This is a genomic window from Bacillus sp. FSL K6-3459 (assembly GCF_038003305.1).
Classification (GTDB): domain Bacteria; phylum Bacillota; class Bacilli; order Bacillales; family Bacillaceae; genus Bacillus; species Bacillus pumilus_O.
In genome coordinates, this window is sequence record NZ_JBBOOW010000001.1 from 1,825,811 (window position 1) to 1,841,662 (window position 15,852).

A 15,852-nucleotide genomic window follows, 5' to 3' on the forward strand; every position below is an offset into this window, starting at 1 on the left:
ACCTATATATATAATTCCTATCGAATTAATCTATGTTTATATTCCTTGTGAGGTGGATATCGTTGCAACTTCATGTATTGAACAGTCCTTTTAGTCAGCAGCAGGCAGACTTGCTCAATCAGCTGCTTCCGACTTTAACAGATCAACAAAAAATTTGGCTTACCGGTTATTTATCAGCACAAGCAGCTCTAGCCGGATCAGAAACAGCTACTCAAGCCCCTTCTCCTTCTGCCGCAGCACCTGCGCAGCCTGTCAGTAAAGATGTGACCGTCCTTTTTGGCTCACAAACAGGTAATTCTGAAGGATTAGCGAAAAGGGCAGCACAGCATCTTGAGGAGAAAGGTTTTCAAGTGACGCTCTCTTCTATGTCAGATTTTAAACCGAATAATCTGAAAAAAATACACAATTTACTGATGATCGTCAGCACACATGGCGAGGGAGATCCGCCTGACAATGCTCTTTCTTTCCATGAATATGTCCATGGTAGACGTGCGCCAAAGCTCGATCATTTAAGCTTTTCTGTTCTATCGCTTGGCGACAGCTCCTACGAATTCTTCTGTCAGACTGGAAAAGAATTTGATGAGCGCTTCAAAGAACTTGGCGGAACGCGCCTGACAGATCGAGTGGATTGTGACCTTGATTATGATGAGCCGTTTTCTGAATGGCTTCAAGGGGTAGCGTCGTCACTTAGCGTAGGTGAAGCCGCAGCATTCACGCAAGAAACAGCGGCAGCAAACAGCGAAACAACAATCTCTGAATACTCAAGAACGAATCCTTTTTATGCGGAAGTGCTTGAAAATATCAACCTAAATGGTCGTGGCTCTAACAAAGAAACCCGTCATTTGGAGCTTTCACTTGAAGGGTCAGGACTTGTTTATGAACCGGGTGACAGTCTTGGAATTTATCCAACAAATGACCCTACGCTTGTTGATGAACTGATCACGACATGCGGATGGAATGCAGACGAAGCCGTAACCGTTCATAAAAACGGTGACACTTTGCCTTTAAAAGAAGCACTTACCTCACATTTTGAGATTACAGTATTAACAAAACCCCTTCTTCAAAAGTTGGCGGACTTGACGAAAAATGAAGCCCTCCATTCCCTTTTAAAAGAAGGAAATGAAGAAAAGTTAAAAGCGTATATAGCAGGAAGAGATTTAGTCGATGCTGCGCGGGATTTCGGTCCTTTTGAAGGAACAGCCGCAGACTTCACTGCGATTTTAAGAAAAATCCCTGCCCGCCTTTATTCGATTGCAAGCAGTCTGAAAGCGAATGAAGAAGAAGTTCACTTGACGATCGGTGCTGTGAGATATGATGCGCACGGGAGAGAACGTCAAGGTGTCTGCTCCATTTTATGTGCAGAGCGCTTAGAACCAGGTGATACACTGCCTGTTTATATTCAGCACAATCAAAACTTTAAGCTTCCTGAAAACCCTGATACACCGATCATTATGGTGGGACCAGGCACAGGCATTGCCCCTTTCCGTTCGTTTATGCAGGAACGAGAAGAAATCGGTGCAAGCGGAAAGTCGTGGTTATTCTTCGGTGATCAGCACTTTGTGACGGACTTCTTATATCAAACCGAATGGCAAAAGTGGTTAAAAGATGGCGTCTTAACGAAAATGGATGTGGCTTTTTCAAGAGATTCAGAGGAAAAAGTATATGTTCAGCATCAAATGAAGAAGCAAAGTAAAGAATTATTCGAATGGCTAGAGCAAGGTGCCTCTGTATATGTTTGCGGAGATGAAAAGCATATGGCGCATGATGTTCATCATACTCTTCTATCGATCATTCAAGAAGAAGGTGCGATGAGCAAAGAAAAAGCAGAAAGCTATCTAGCCAACTTGCAGCAGCAAAAACGCTATCAGCGCGACGTATATTAATGGACTTAATGCTTGAAAGAAAGGAGCTTTTCTTACATGGTGAAGACAGCATTAACAGCGCCGGAAGGACCTCCGAGCGACGTTGAAGAAATCAAAGAAAAAAGTGATTATTTACGGGGTACGTTAAAAGAAGTAATGCTTGATCCGATTTCAGCGGGAATTCCTGATGATGACAACCGCCTAATGAAGCATCACGGCAGCTATTTACAGGATGATCGGGACCTCAGAAATGAACGGCAGAAACAAAAACTTGAGCCAGCCTATCAATTTATGCTGCGCGTACGCCTGCCTGGTGGAATCGCCACATCTAAGCAGTGGCTTGTGATGGATGAGCTTGCTCACAAATACGGAAACGGAACGTTAAAGCTGACTACTCGTGAAACCTTTCAGCTTCATGGTATTTTAAAATGGAATATGAAAAAAACCATTCAAGACATTCATTCTACTATGCTTGATACAATTGCTGCTTGCGGCGACGTGAACCGGAATGTCATGTGTACATCAAACCCCTATCAATCAGAAGTGCACCATGATGTATACGAGCTGGCGAAAAAATTAAGTAATGACTTGCTCCCACAAACAAGAGCGTATCATGAAATTTGGCTTGATGAGGAGAAGGTTGCGGCAACGCCTGATACGGAAGTTGAACCGATGTATGGCCCGCTTTATTTACCAAGGAAATTCAAAATTGGTGTGGCGGTCCCTCCTGCTAACGATATTGATGTCTTTTCGCAGGATTTAGGCTTCATTGCGATCATTGAAAATGAGCAATTGATCGGCTTTAATGTCGCCATTGGCGGTGGCATGGGTATGACTCATGGTGATACAGCGACCTATCCTCAGCTTGCAAAAGTGATTGGCTTTTGTACACCAGAACAGGTTGTAGAGATTGCAAAACATGTGATTACCATTCAGCGTGACTACGGAAATCGTTCCGTGCGAAAAAATGCCCGCTTTAAATATACGGTAGACCGCCTTGGTCTTGAGAATGTAAAAGAAGAGCTGGAGCGCCGCCTCGGGTTTGCCCTTTTAGACGCAAGAGATTATCACTTTGATCATAACGGTGACCGCTATGGTTGGGTAAAAGGCATCAATGGCAGATGGCATTATACGATGTTTGTAGAAGGCGGACGTATCACAGATTATGATGATTATCCGCTGATGACAGGCATTCGTGAAATTGCAAAGATTCATTCAGGTGACTTCCGCTTAACAGCGAATCAAAATTTGATCATTGGAAATGTCACTTCTCATAAAAAGAAACAAATCGAGCAGCTCATTCAGGAGTTCGGCTTATCAGATGGTCAGCAGCACTCTGCGCTCCGACGCAGCTCAATGGCCTGTGTTTCTCTTCCAACATGCGGCTTAGCAATGGCAGAAGCAGAACGCTACCTTCCGCGCTTGATTGACAAAATTGAAGAGATTGTCGAAGAAAACGGCTTAAGTGATAAAGAAATCACGATTCGTATGACTGGTTGTCCAAATGGATGTGCCCGTCATGCGCTAGGTGAAATTGGTTTTATCGGGAAATCACCTGGCAAATACAACATGTATCTTGGCGCTGCGTTTGATGGCAGCAGACTAAGTAAGCTGTACCGTGAAAATGTTGGTGAGGAAGAGATTTTAAACGAGCTTGGCTCTTTACTCCCCCGCTATGCAAAAGAACGAGAAGAAAAAGAACATTTCGGTGATTTTGTCGTTCGAGCAGGGATTGTCAAAGAAACAACAGATGGCACGAACTTTCATGTGCAATAGGAAAAGACAGGACTCTCTCCTGTCTTTTTCTATTGATTCTGTTTCCGGTTCAAATACTCACAAATACTTTCGTACACATGAGGATTGTCTAAAGAAGAAAGATCTGGTGAAGGCTGCTGTTCATAAGCTCCTTTTAATAAACGCCGGACGATTTTTCCGTTTCTTGTTTTCGGTAAAGCTGAAATCAGATGAATGTCCTTTGGCGTGAGCGCTTTTCCCGCATATGAACCAACATGAGTTTTGAGTTCTTGAATCAATTTTGATTCGTCACAAGACTGCGGGCTGGTCACGATGAAGCACACGAGTGCCTCCCCTTTCACCTCATCCTTGACCCCAATCACTGCTGCCTCGTGTACTGCTGGATGCCCAACAAGAATGGATTCTATTTCTGCTGGACCGACACGTTTTCCTGCTGTATTAATGACATCATCCGATCTGCCAGTGATATGAAACGTGCCATCATCTGATTGCACCACCCAATCACCATGCGTCCATACCCCATCAAATCGTTTGAAATACGTGTCTTCATAACGTTCAGGATCTTTCCAAAACCCACATGTCATGCCGACCCAAGGCTTTTTCACAACGAGCTCCCCTACTTCATTTATGACGCTCTCACCTGCTTCATTATATACATCAGCTGCCATTCCTAAGATTGCCGCATTAAAAAGGACTGGCTTAATTGGGCGAAGCAGTGTACTACCTACAATTCCGCCAGAGACTTCTGTTCCTCCCGAATAGTTTAGAATTGGAATATGCTTATGGCCAATTTTGTCAAAAAGCCATTGCCATGGTGCTTCATTCCACGGCTCACCTGTAGATATGATGGCTTTGACATGGGGTAGCTTTATACTTGCAAGATCTTGCTGCATCGCGGATCGAACAAACGTAGGTGAAAGCCCAAAGTGGGTGACCTTTTGCTCGTGAATGAATGACCAGAGGTGTTGATCATCTGGATAATCGGGTGCGCCGTCATATAAAACAATCGCAGCTCCATTGATCAAGCCGCCAAAGACGAGAAATGGCCCCATCATCCAGCCCATGTCTGTGAGCCAAAACAAGCGGTCTCCTTTTGCAACGTCCATACAAAGACCGGCATCAAAAGCCGCTTTTACAGGGAAGCCTGCGTGTGTATGAACAGCTCCTTTTGGCGTACCCGTTGTTCCAGAAGTGTATAAGATCATGAGAGGCTCTTCATTTGAGAGATAGGTCGTTTCACACATCGGGTCTTCTGTTAACAAATCATTGAGCCTGATATCCCCTTCATATTCAGTTTCAGAGAAGGTGTGTACGATGACGGTTTTGACGGTTGAGGTTTTCTCTATCGCTTCTGCCGCACATTCTCGCATATTGATCTTCTTTCCGCGGCGCGTCATGCCTGAGCCAGTGACGACAATAGCAGCACCTGACGCACGAATACGCACCGCAAGAGGCTCGCTTCCATAGCCGGAGAAGACAGGACTAAAGATAACACCAATTTTTGCAAAGGCTAGCATGACAGCAACCGTTTCAGGAAGCATCGGCATATAAATGACGGCCACATCTCCTTTTTGAAGCCCATTCTTCAAAAAGCCAGCAGCAAGGCGATTTACTTTTTCCTGAAGATCGAGAAACGTCCATCTCCTCTCTTCTCCCATCTCGTTTTTCCAAATCACGGCTGGCTGATGCTGCGCTTCTTCGTTCTTTGCCCATTTGTCCACGGCCGTTTCGGTTATGTTGAGTTGGCCGCCTTTATACCACTTCGGCCACATGAATGAATCTTGACCTAATGCAGCTTCATATGGAACCTTCCACTTGATACCGACCGCCTTTTCAGCTTCTCTCCAAAACCAATCGGTACGCTCGATACTAGCTTTGTAGAATGTATCATAAGTAGAAAAACCAAGTGAGTGCATCCATTTGTAAAGACGTGTCTGTTTGGTCATCTGCTCTTCCGGTTTCCATACTGGTTTCAGGTTCATCATGAGGATGTCCCCCTTTAGACCGGATAGACCGGATGTTTTCGTCTTGTAAATGTCATCTCTTTTGAGGAATAGGCATGGAATCGGTGACAAAGCTCATTTCGCAAATGGTCAAACGGGATGACGCCGTCGACAATCATTTCAGAGGCAAGTTCATATATATTCATATCTTCTTGATATTCCTTGCGCTTCTCTTGGATAAATGCAGCTCTCTCTTCAGCAGGCAATTCGGCGATCTTATTTGCATAGACAGCATTTACAGCCGCTTCTGGTCCCATGACAGCAATTTGTGCCGATGGAAGAGCGAGACAGCAGTCTGGTTCAAACGCTGGTCCTGCCATTGCATATAAACCTGCACCGTAAGCTTTCCGCACAATGACCGATATTTTCGGAACGGTCGCCTCTGACATAGCGGAGATCATTTTCGCCCCATGTCTAATAATACCAGCTTGTTCCACTTTTGTTCCGATCATAAATCCCGGTATATCCGCAAGGAAAAGGAGCGGGATATGAAAGGCGTCACAAAGCTGAATAAACTTAGCGGCTTTATCAGCTGAGTCATGGAACAGCACTCCGCCTTTTACCCTCGGCTGGTTGGCAATCAGACCGACGGGCTGCCCGTTCATTCGGCCAAAGCCTGTGATCAGCTCTGCGGCAAACAGTTTTTTGATTTCAAAAAATGACCCTTCATCAATGAGTAAATCAATGAGCTGATACATATCGAAAGGGGTATTTTGCCCTTTAGGAATAAGTCCTTGGATGGTCATCTCAGATGCTTTAGGTGCTTTTGCGACTGCCGGTTTTGGTTTTTCTGTATAATTGGCAGGCATGTAGGTTAAATAGTCGCGAGCGATTTGAATGGCTTCTTCTTCTGTTTTGGCTAAAATATCACCACATCCTGATATGCTGCAATGCATGTTTGCGCCGCCCATTTCTTCAAGTGTTACTTTTTCTCCAATCACCATTTCGGCCATTCTCGGAGAGCCTAAATACATCGAGGCATTCCCTTCGACCATCACAACGATGTCACAAAAAGCAGGAATGTAAGCACCTCCTGCCGCAGAAGGACCAAATAGTAAACAAACTTGCGGGATACGTCCAGACAACTTCACCTGGTTATAAAAAATGCGTCCCGCTCCCCTTCTGCCTGGAAACATCGCAATTTGATCAGTGATTCTTGCACCCGCAGAGTCAACTAAATACAGCATCGGGCAGTTGAGCTTTTCTGCTGTTTCTTGGATTCTGATGATTTTTTCGACCGTTTTGACGCCCCACGATCCAGCTTTGACAGTAGAATCATTTGCCATAACGCATACGGTTTGCCCATTCATCCGTCCCGTCCCTGTGACAACACCATCTGCTGGTAAATGCTCATCTTTACACTCGGCAAACATGGCATCCTCAATGAACGAATCCTGATCTAATAGCAACTGGAGCCGGTCGCGGACGAACAATTTTCCTTTTTCTTTGTTTTTTTGATGATATCGCTCGGCCCCTCCTTTGACAATTCGCTGTTTTTTCACTTCAAATTTTTCGATCATGCCCATTCCCCTTTCTTGCTAGTTGCCCCTGTATTGAGGCGCTCGTTTTTCTTGAAAAGCTTGAAGGCCTTCCCTTCGATCTTCTGTATCAATGAGCCGTAAATAGGCTTCGTATTCCTTCATCAAACCTGTACGCAGATCGTGATCAAGGCTCATTTGAATCGCTCGTTTCGCTTCTTTTAAAGCAATTGGACCGTTTTTTGAAATTTGTTTTGCGAGAGAAATGGCGTCATTCATTAGGGAATCTGCTAATGAGAGGTGCTCAACCAGTCCAATTTGAATGGCTTCTTCAGCTTGTAATGAAGCACCTGTGAAAATGAGCTCTTTTGCTTTACCGAGTCCGACGAGGCGCGGGAGACGCTGCGTTCCTCCTGCTCCTGGTATGATAGCTAGTCCAGTTTCTGGAAGGCCGAGTCTTGCTCCGGCTCGTGCAATGCGAATATCACAAGCCAGTGCGAGCTCAAGTCCTCCGCCGAGTGCGTGTCCATTTATGACGGCAATGACAGGTACAGGGAGGGATTCAATCTCCGTAAAGGTTTGCTGAATTGACAGAACTGCCTCTTTTACTTCTTCTTCTGTCATTAATCGTCGCTCTTTTAAATCAGCACCTGCGCAAAAAATGTTAGAACCAGCTCCTGTCAAGAGCAGGCAGCGGATGCTTTCATCGTGTTTGATTTCTTGAATGAGCTGATTGATCTCCTCAAGCATCGCAGCAGATAGGGCATTCGCTTGTTCTGGTCTGTTTAAGGTTATGATCCCAATCTGTTCCTCTTGTATCGTAAAATTGACCAGTGAAGTCATGTCACATTCATCCTTTATGAAGTAGTATGAGAGTGAAAAGCACGTAAACAATGACTAGGCAGGGTGCGGTCTACTTTTGTTTCGATCCATTCTGCCGCTTTTATCAATGCTGGAAAATCGATATTGGTGTCGATTCCTAATTTTTGAAGCATATGCACGACATCTTCTGTCGCGACATTTCCACTAGAACCAGGCGCATATGGGCAGCCACCTAGCCCGCCGCTAGAGGCGTCAAATATGGTAATTCCTGCTTTTAATGCTGTATAAATATTGGCAAGCCCCATCCCTTTCGTATCGTGAAAATGAAGAGCGATTTTATCAGCAGGAAAGCGTTCAAGTAAAATGTCTAAGCGCCTTTCTACTTGAAGGGGGTGGGCTTCTCCAATGGTGTCACCGAGTGATATTTCATCAATGCCATAAGAAAGTAGTATATCCGTTAACCGCAACACTTGATCCATCGGCACTTGATGTTCATATGGGCAGCCAAACACGGTGGAAATATATGCGCGTGTGTGTTTTCCTGCAGCTTTTAAATCAGCTGTCATTTGTTTGATGACAGGAAGGGTTTCTTGGATGGATTGATTCATGTTCTTTTTGTTATGCGTTTCACTCGAAGAGATAAACATAGCGCCTGTATCAAGATTTGCTTCAAAAAAGTGAGCTAACCCTTTTTCGTTAGGTATAAGTGCAGCATAGGTGATGTCGCCTTTTTTGTGTAAGGATTGGGCTAGTTCTTTGGCGTCTTTTAAAGATGGGACCCATTTAGGATGAACAAATGAGGTGACTTCAATATAAGGAAGCCGGGCTGCTGTGAGTAGTTCAATCCACTTTTGTTTCTCGCGTGTGTCTAGCCAAGTGGATTCATTTTGCAACCCGTCCCGCGGACCGACCTCCCTAATAAGTACACGCTTTGGTAATGCCATCTCGCTTTCCCCCCTATTCTGTCAGCTCTAAAAGAACCTCCCCTTCATCGACAAATTCCCCCTCTGCTTTATACACTTTGCTAATAAAACCCGCCTCTTCTGCCACTATAGGAATCTCCATTTTCATTGATTCCAAGATAGCGACCTCCTGCCCTTTTTGCACTTCATCGCCTTGTTTCACAAGAAGCTTCCATAAGTTTCCCGCCATTTGTATCGTGACCGTTTTCATGAACGGTTTCCCTCCCTTTTTTTCATAAGAAAATCGGTTGTGATGCTGCCATGTAAGAAAGCAGATGATCCAGCCATTTCTTTTAAAAGCGGTAAGTTGGATTTGATCCCTTCTATTTCATATGCTTGTAACGCTGCTTTTAATCGTTCTATTGCAAGTTTTCGTGTATCACCGTAAACGACCATCTTCGCAATCATTGGATCGTAATATGGGGTAATGACGCTTCCGTTTGTCACACTTGATTCATGGCGGATATAGGGAGCTTCTGGCATAGATAGCCGAGTGATTGTTCCTGGTGACGGATAAAAGGTGACGGGATCCTCCGCATAAATTCTGACCTCAATGGCATGCCCGATTTGATGAATGTCCTCCTGATTGAAGGAAAGCGGCTCTGATGCAGCGATTTTCAGCTGCTCTTCGACAAGATCAATTCCTGTAATTTCTTCTGTGATAGGGTGTTCTACTTGTAATCTCGTGTTCATCTCAAGAAAGTAAAAGTGTTGGTTTTGATCGACTAAACATTCAATTGTCCCTGCATTTTCATAGCCGATGGCTTTGGCTGCTTTCACCGCCATTTGTCCCATCTCTTGTCGTACGGATTCATCGAGACAGGCAGCTGGTGCTTCTTCGATGATTTTCTGGTGTCTTCTTTGGAGTGAACAGTCGCGCTCAAATAAGTGAACCCCGTGGCCGAATGAATCAAAAAGGACTTGAATTTCAATGTGCCGCGCATCTTCAATGACCTTTTCCATATAAAGCGTCCCGTCGTTAAAAAAACTTTGCGCTCTTTTTTGATTTCCTTCAAAAGCTTTACGCAGCTCCTCATCATTTCGGACAAGCTGCATGCCGATACCTCCGCCTCCACTTGATGCCTTGAGCATGATCGGGTAACCGAGTGACTGCGCTTTACTGACTCCTTCTTCTGCGTCATAAAGAGGTGCTGAAACGCCCGGCACAATGGGGATTCCCGCTTGATCCATCGTTTTTCTTGCTTCAATTTTATTGCCCATGCACTGAATGACCTGGGCAGATGGACCAATAAAAGCGATTCCTTCGCTGCGGCATCGCTTAGCAAAGGCTGCATTTTCTGATAAAAGGCCATAGCCAGGATGGATGGCATCTGTATTTGTCTGCTTGGCAATCTCGATGATCACTTCCATGTTTAAATAGCTTTCAGATACTTTTGCGCCTCCAATGAGATAGGCGCTGTCTGCTTCTTGCACATGAAGCGCATGCTGATCTGCCTCTGAATAAACAGCCACAGTGTTGATCCCGAGCCTTTTACAAGTCCGAATGATTCGACGAGCAATTTCGCCTCGATTGGCAATCAGTACTTTTTTGAACATCGCTGCCCTCACTCCTTTATTAAATCAAGCGCTTGTTTTTTCAGACGAAATTTTTGAATCTTCCCTGAGGCGGTCATTGGATACTCATCTGTGATGAAAAAATATTTCGGAATTTTGTAGCGTGCCATTTGTGATTGACAGTAGCTTGTTAATGTCTCAATCGTCACAGTGTGACCTTGTTTGAGCCGAATGAATGCGGCGGCTTCTTCTCCGTAAGTCTCGTCAGGAATACCGACGACCTGTGCATCAAGAATGGCTGGATGCGTGTAAAGAACGTCTTCAATCTCTTTTGGGTAAACATTTTCCCCGCCTCTAATAATCATATCTTTCAGCCGTCCGGTGATTTTCACATAGCCATCCTCATCCATCTCCGCTAAATCTCCTGTATGCAGCCACCCGTCCTCATCAATGACTTCATTTGTGGCTTCTTCATTTTTATAGTAGCCTTTCATCACGTGATAGCCTCTCGTACATAGCTCGCCTTGTTCTCCTCTTGGTACTTCATCTGGGGTACCTGGCGCGGTGATTTTCACTTCGATGTGAGGAAGCGCCCGGCCGGCCGTTTGAACGCGCCTTTCAAATGAATCATCCGTTCTTGTTTGGGTAATGACAGGAGAGCTTTCTGTCTGGCCGTAAGCAATCGTGAGCTCCTTCAGACCCATTTGTTCAATGACGGCTTTCATTACATGGGATGGACAGAGAGATCCTGCCATAATGCCAGTGCGTAATGTGGACAGATCGTACTTGTGGAAATTCGGGTGATCCAGCTCTGCGATGAACATTGTCGGGACGCCGTGAAGAACTGTGCACTTCTCTTTTTCCACTGTTTGAAGGACGCGCTCTGGGTGGAAAGATTCAATTGGAATGATCGTGCCACCTTTTGTGAGACAAGCCAGTACGCCAAGAACAGACCCAAAACAATGAAAAAACGGCACAGGGATACACATGCGGTCATCACGTGTGAGCTTCATGCAATCTCCGATTTGACTAGCATTGCAGACGATGTTTGTATGGCTGAGCATGACACCTTTTGGGTAGCCGGTGGTCCCTGACGTATACTGCATGTTAATGACGTCATCAGGCGTCAGCTCCTCCATTCGTTTCTCCCATTCATCATTCTCCGTTCTTTTGGCAGCAGCTTGAATACTGTCCCAGCTCCGCATGCCCTTTGGCGTGTGCTCACCAATATAGACGACGCTTTTTAAATATGGAAAAGCTGTTGAAGTGATATCGTCCTGGTGAGCTGTTTGAAGCTCTGGGATGAGGTCTTCAAGCATCCTGACATATGATGTCTCTTTAAACCCGTCAACGATAAATAGCATGCTGCTATCAGAGTGCTTTAGTAAGTATGCAAGTTCTTGTGATTGAAAGTTCGTATTTACGGTGACAAGAACAGCTCCAATAGAAGCACAGGCGAATTGCAGTATGAGCCATTCAGGTACATTAGGTGCCATGATGGCGATATGGTCGCCTTTTTGAACACCTAATGCCATAAGACCTTTCCCTGTTTCCTTGACCTCTCTAAAAAACGCTTCGTATGAATAACGTAATGAACGTTCTGGATACACAATGGCTTCATGTGCTGGGTGCTGCTCCTTTTTCTCTTTTAGTAGGGAGCCGATCGTTTGCGGATGAATCGACATCATGATTTTCCTCCTTCATCGATGGTAAGCGTTTTCATTATAGAATTAAGCTAACAATTGTCTTGCAATGACTAAACGCTGAATTTCAGAGGTGCCTTCTCCGATTTCCATGAGCTTGGCATCTCTCACAAGCCGCTCTACCCCGCACTCTTTCATATAGCCTGTTCCTCCGTGAATTTGGACAGCATCGAGGCTTGCTTTTGTCGCCATTTCTGAAGCGAAAAGTTTTGCGTAAGCAGCTTCTTTAGTAAATGGCTTGCCATGATCTTTCAGCCAGGCCGCTTTCCACACCATTTGTCTAGCGAGTTCTATTTGCATCGCCATATCTGCCAGCTTAAACTGAATGGCTTGAAAGGAAGAAAGGGTCTGCCCAAATTGCTTTCTTTCCTTTGCATAGGAGAGAGACGCATCTAGTGCAGCTTGCGCGATGCCAACAGATAAAGCAGCGATCGAAATTCGCCCCCCGTCTAAAGTGTATAAAAATTGCTTGAAGCCTTTGTTTGGATCACCTAATATATGATGTGCTGGTACACGTACGTTGTCTAAAATGATTTCAGCCGTATCTGAACCGCGCACCCCCATTTTGTCGTATGGATTTGTAATGGTCAGTCCTTTTTGCCCTTTTTCTACAATGAAGGCGGAGATGATCGGGCGGCCGTGCTCATCGTGATCCGATACGGCGGTAACGATAATCGTTCTGGCAAAATTGGCGTTTGTGATCCAGCATTTCTCCCCGCTGATCACATATTCTTGTCCGTCTCTGACTGCTTTTGTTTTTGTCCCTTTTGCATCTGATCCTGCATTTGGCTCCGTTAATCCGAAGGAACCGAGTGCTGTTCCAGATGCCAGCGGAACGAGGTGGTCCATTTTTTGTTCCTCTGTACCGAAGTAATAAAGGGGGCTTGCACCTAAGGAAACGGCTGCGGCATAGCTAAGACCTGTACTCGCACACTGTTTTCCGATTTCTTCTACAGCGAGTGCATATGAGATTGTATCTCCCCCTGAGCCTCCGTATTTCTCTGGAAATGGAATACCCATCAAGCCGAGCTCTCCCATTTTTTGAAAAGTTTGGGCTGGGAATATAGCTTGTTCATCAATGGTTTGAGCGAGTGGTGCAATTTCTGCTTTAGCAAATTCTTTGACCATCTGGCGGATCATTTGTTGTTCTTTCGTTAATTCAAAATCCATCTTTTTTCCCCCTTTGGCTCTTTTCTATCATATTTATTAATCAAGTAGCTGCTTCATGCCAAGCTTAGATGAATTCAGAAAATTAAAACAAAAATAATAGAAAAAAGCATGAACGAAGAATCTCCTCATTCATGCTTTTTCATTATCTCACTCTTTTTGTAGAAGGCTTGCTTTCGTGATGAAGACGATTGAGAGCTGTTACTTTGTAAGTATCACTCTTATTTTGGTGAACTGAAAGATCTTTGACAGATGTTAGCGTACCGGTTTCTTTTCTAACAGTTTGAAGCAATTCGTATGTTCCTTTTGCCGTCAATCGGTAGACTGCATAATAGGATGCGGTAGACCTCGGATCATTTTTGATCTGTAAAGCCATACCATCTGCTGTCTTTTTAATAGATTGAATGATTGGTTTTTTTGGCGCTTTCTGATGAAGCCAAGGCATTTCTGGAATGAGAGCCGGTTTCCGGTAGGCGTCTTCTATCAATCGATTTTTGACATTCAAAGGGTTACGGTTGATATCTTTTAGGCTAAAGTGCATGCTTCCCTGAACGAGAGGCGACTGCCTGTTCAGCTGGATCTGCCGAAAGTATTCATCAGGATCAGACCAAGCAGGATCACTGTTTTGATTGATTTTATACGTCGCCTGACCAATGTACAGATGAACAGGCTCTCCCTTCACTTCATTTGACCACCATTTCGTGAGCACGTCATAGGCGGCTGCCTGAAAACCGATGCTCCAGTAAATTTGCGGGGTGACATAATCGATATCATGCTGCTGAATCCACTCTCTTGTATCAGCATACAAATCATCGTAATTGGTCATCCCTGCTGTCGTATTTGAACCAGTCGGATCATCCTTTATATTGCGCCAGACGCCAAATGGGCTAATGCCAAATTTCACATACGGCTTTACTTTCTTCACGGTGTCGTTGATTTGCTTGACCAATTGGTTCACATTATTTCTTCGCCAATCTTCTATATGCGTGAATGCCTTTTTTCCATATGTTTCATACGTTTCTTGATCTGGGAACGGCACACCAGCTATTTTATTCGGGTAAAAATAATCATCCATATGCACTGCATCAACATCGTAGTTTTTCACGACTTCTTCTATACCGCCGACAATAAATTCCTGTGCTTTAGGAATGCCAGGATTGTAATAAAGCTGATTCCCGTACGCAATGGTCCAATCAGGATGTTTTTTTGCCGGATGATCGGCTGACAAACGGCTCAGGTCGGTATGATTCATTGTGATGCGATACGGGTTAAACCAAGCGTGAAATTCGAGGCCGCGTTTATGAGCTTCTTCGATCATGAATTCAAGAGGGTTATACCCGGGATCTTTCCCTTGCGTGCCGGTCAAATATTCAGACCACGGACCGAATTTCGAAGGGTAAAAGGCATCTGCTGTTGGCTTAATTTGCATGATCACGGCATTCATATTCATCGCTTTGATCTCATCTAACAAATGAATATACTCTTCTTTCTGCTCTTTGACAGGCAGTCCTTTCTTTGATGGCCAATCTAAATTATAAACTGATGCGATCCATACCGCGCGCATCTCTCTTGTGCTTTCAAGCTTCCCTTTTGTGATTGGACGAGCTAGACTGCTAGATGGAATCAATAACAATACAAACATCAAAGTTAGTGTTAGACACGTCATACTGATCTTTTTCACCATTTTTTGCATCACCTCATCATCAGTTTATTCCGCTTTTTGAGATCGAATGCCAGCAGATGGTGTTAGCAGGATGTTTTTCATTTCCTTGAGCTGGGCTTCAGGTATGTCGCAAGCATCGATTAAATACCTTTCTGCACTCCCGTATGTCTCCATCATCTCGTTTAGCACATCTTCCAGATAATCCTGCTGCACGCCGAGAAGCGGCTGAATTTGCTTTTTTGACACCCGGTATAAACTCATCATGCGGACAAATCGCTGCTGCCTTCTGACAAGCATTTTCACCCCTTCATTAGAGCGCATGTATTCACTTAAAACGGCAGATACCGGTACACCTGCTGCTAATTGAATGAGGGCAGATGAAAAGCCTGTCCGGTCCTTACCGCTTGTGCAGTGAACCATCAGCGGGTAATTGCTTTTATCTGAAAGCAGTGAGAACAGCTGCCGAATTTCTTCTTTACGCTCTGTGAGCATGCTTTGATATAAATCTTTCATAATCGGTGTGAAAGTGAAAGATTTCCCTTCTGCTACTAGCATACGGAACATGATCCATTTGCTTGGCATCTTACTGTCAGGGTGCATGGGAATATGGACGATTTTGTCATGTTCTTTGATTTTTGGCGGATGTGATTTTCGTTCTGAGGCTGTACGGAGATCACAAACGGTTTGAACACGAAGGGTTGAAAACGTCTCGATATCTTGTTTTGTCAGACGGGATAAGTCTGCGGATCGATAAATCATCCCCTCTCTGATCACCATTTCATCTGTTGTGTGAAGTCCGCCTACTTCTCTAAAATTCGCAAGCTTCGAAAATGGGTTGTTTGATTGATTCATAGAAGTGAAAGTCCTTTCCGTTACGTTCTTTCTCTATCATACGCTTTTATTGAGATGGGGAAAAGAGAAG

Annotated in this window: 12 protein-coding genes; 2 read left to right on the top strand and 10 right to left on the bottom strand. The window is 44.6% G+C overall.

All coding sequences use genetic code 11. The features are described 5' to 3' along the window. The first annotated feature begins 62 nt into the window (after window positions 1–62). Together MHI35_RS09100 and cysI are read left to right on the top strand one after the other, a co-directional pair. On the top strand, window positions 63–1,883 hold the full coding sequence (locus MHI35_RS09100) for an assimilatory sulfite reductase (NADPH) flavoprotein subunit (protein ID WP_211063960.1): 1,821 nt from the start codon (window positions 63–65) through the stop codon (window positions 1,881–1,883). A gap of 36 nt (window positions 1,884–1,919) precedes the next feature. After that, window positions 1,920–3,638, top strand: a complete 1,719-nt coding sequence (cysI, locus tag MHI35_RS09105; RefSeq protein ID WP_211063959.1) for an assimilatory sulfite reductase (NADPH) hemoprotein subunit — start codon at window positions 1,920–1,922, stop codon at window positions 3,636–3,638. A gap of 29 nt (window positions 3,639–3,667) precedes the next feature. Here cysI and MHI35_RS09110 read toward each other — a convergent pair whose 3' ends face one another. The 10 genes from MHI35_RS09110 to MHI35_RS09155 form a co-directional block, all read right to left on the bottom strand. Next, entirely contained in the window at window positions 3,668–5,602 is a 1,935-nt protein-coding gene (locus tag MHI35_RS09110; RefSeq protein ID WP_211063958.1) for an AMP-binding protein, read from the bottom strand. A gap of 14 nt (window positions 5,603–5,616) precedes the next feature. Beyond that, window positions 5,617–7,140: an acyl-CoA carboxylase subunit beta gene (locus tag MHI35_RS09115; protein WP_211063957.1), complete on the bottom strand. Its 1,524-nt coding sequence runs from the start codon at window positions 7,138–7,140 to the stop codon at window positions 5,617–5,619. An 18-nt stretch (window positions 7,141–7,158) separates the two neighbouring features. Then, window positions 7,159–7,941 carry an enoyl-CoA hydratase gene (locus MHI35_RS09120; protein WP_211063956.1) on the bottom strand — a complete coding sequence of 261 codons (783 nt, stop codon included), beginning with the start codon at window positions 7,939–7,941 and terminating at the stop codon, window positions 7,159–7,161. Between the two features lie 14 nt (window positions 7,942–7,955). Beyond that, window positions 7,956–8,864: a hydroxymethylglutaryl-CoA lyase gene (locus MHI35_RS09125; protein WP_217016991.1), complete on the bottom strand. Its 909-nt coding sequence runs from the start codon at window positions 8,862–8,864 to the stop codon at window positions 7,956–7,958. Window positions 8,865–8,877: 13 nt separating this feature from the next. Further along, the gene (locus tag MHI35_RS09130; RefSeq protein WP_144456487.1) at window positions 8,878–9,093 is read right to left on the bottom strand and encodes an acetyl-CoA carboxylase biotin carboxyl carrier protein subunit; all 216 of its coding nucleotides are present in this window, start codon (window positions 9,091–9,093) and stop codon (window positions 8,878–8,880) included. After that, window positions 9,090–10,439 carry an acetyl-CoA carboxylase biotin carboxylase subunit gene (locus tag MHI35_RS09135; RefSeq protein ID WP_211063954.1) on the bottom strand — a complete coding sequence of 450 codons (1,350 nt, stop codon included), beginning with the start codon at window positions 10,437–10,439 and terminating at the stop codon, window positions 9,090–9,092. Before MHI35_RS09135 ends, MHI35_RS09130 begins: the two co-directional genes overlap by 4 nt. Before the next feature lie 8 nt (window positions 10,440–10,447). After that, window positions 10,448–12,085 (bottom strand): AMP-binding protein, encoded by a 1,638-nt coding sequence (locus tag MHI35_RS09140; RefSeq protein ID WP_144523372.1) that lies wholly within the window; start codon window positions 12,083–12,085, stop codon window positions 10,448–10,450. 42 nt (window positions 12,086–12,127) lie between these two features. Then, the gene (locus MHI35_RS09145; RefSeq protein ID WP_211063953.1) at window positions 12,128–13,270 is read right to left on the bottom strand and encodes an acyl-CoA dehydrogenase family protein; all 1,143 of its coding nucleotides are present in this window, start codon (window positions 13,268–13,270) and stop codon (window positions 12,128–12,130) included. A 142-nt stretch (window positions 13,271–13,412) separates the two neighbouring features. Next, on the bottom strand, window positions 13,413–14,951 hold the full coding sequence (locus tag MHI35_RS09150; protein ID WP_211063952.1) for a glycoside hydrolase family 10 protein: 1,539 nt from the start codon (window positions 14,949–14,951) through the stop codon (window positions 13,413–13,415). A 24-nt stretch (window positions 14,952–14,975) separates the two neighbouring features. Continuing rightward, complete coding sequence (locus MHI35_RS09155; protein ID WP_211063951.1) at window positions 14,976–15,782, bottom strand: tyrosine-protein phosphatase; 807 nt, start codon at window positions 15,780–15,782, stop codon at window positions 14,976–14,978. Between the last annotated feature and the right edge of the window lie 70 nt (window positions 15,783–15,852).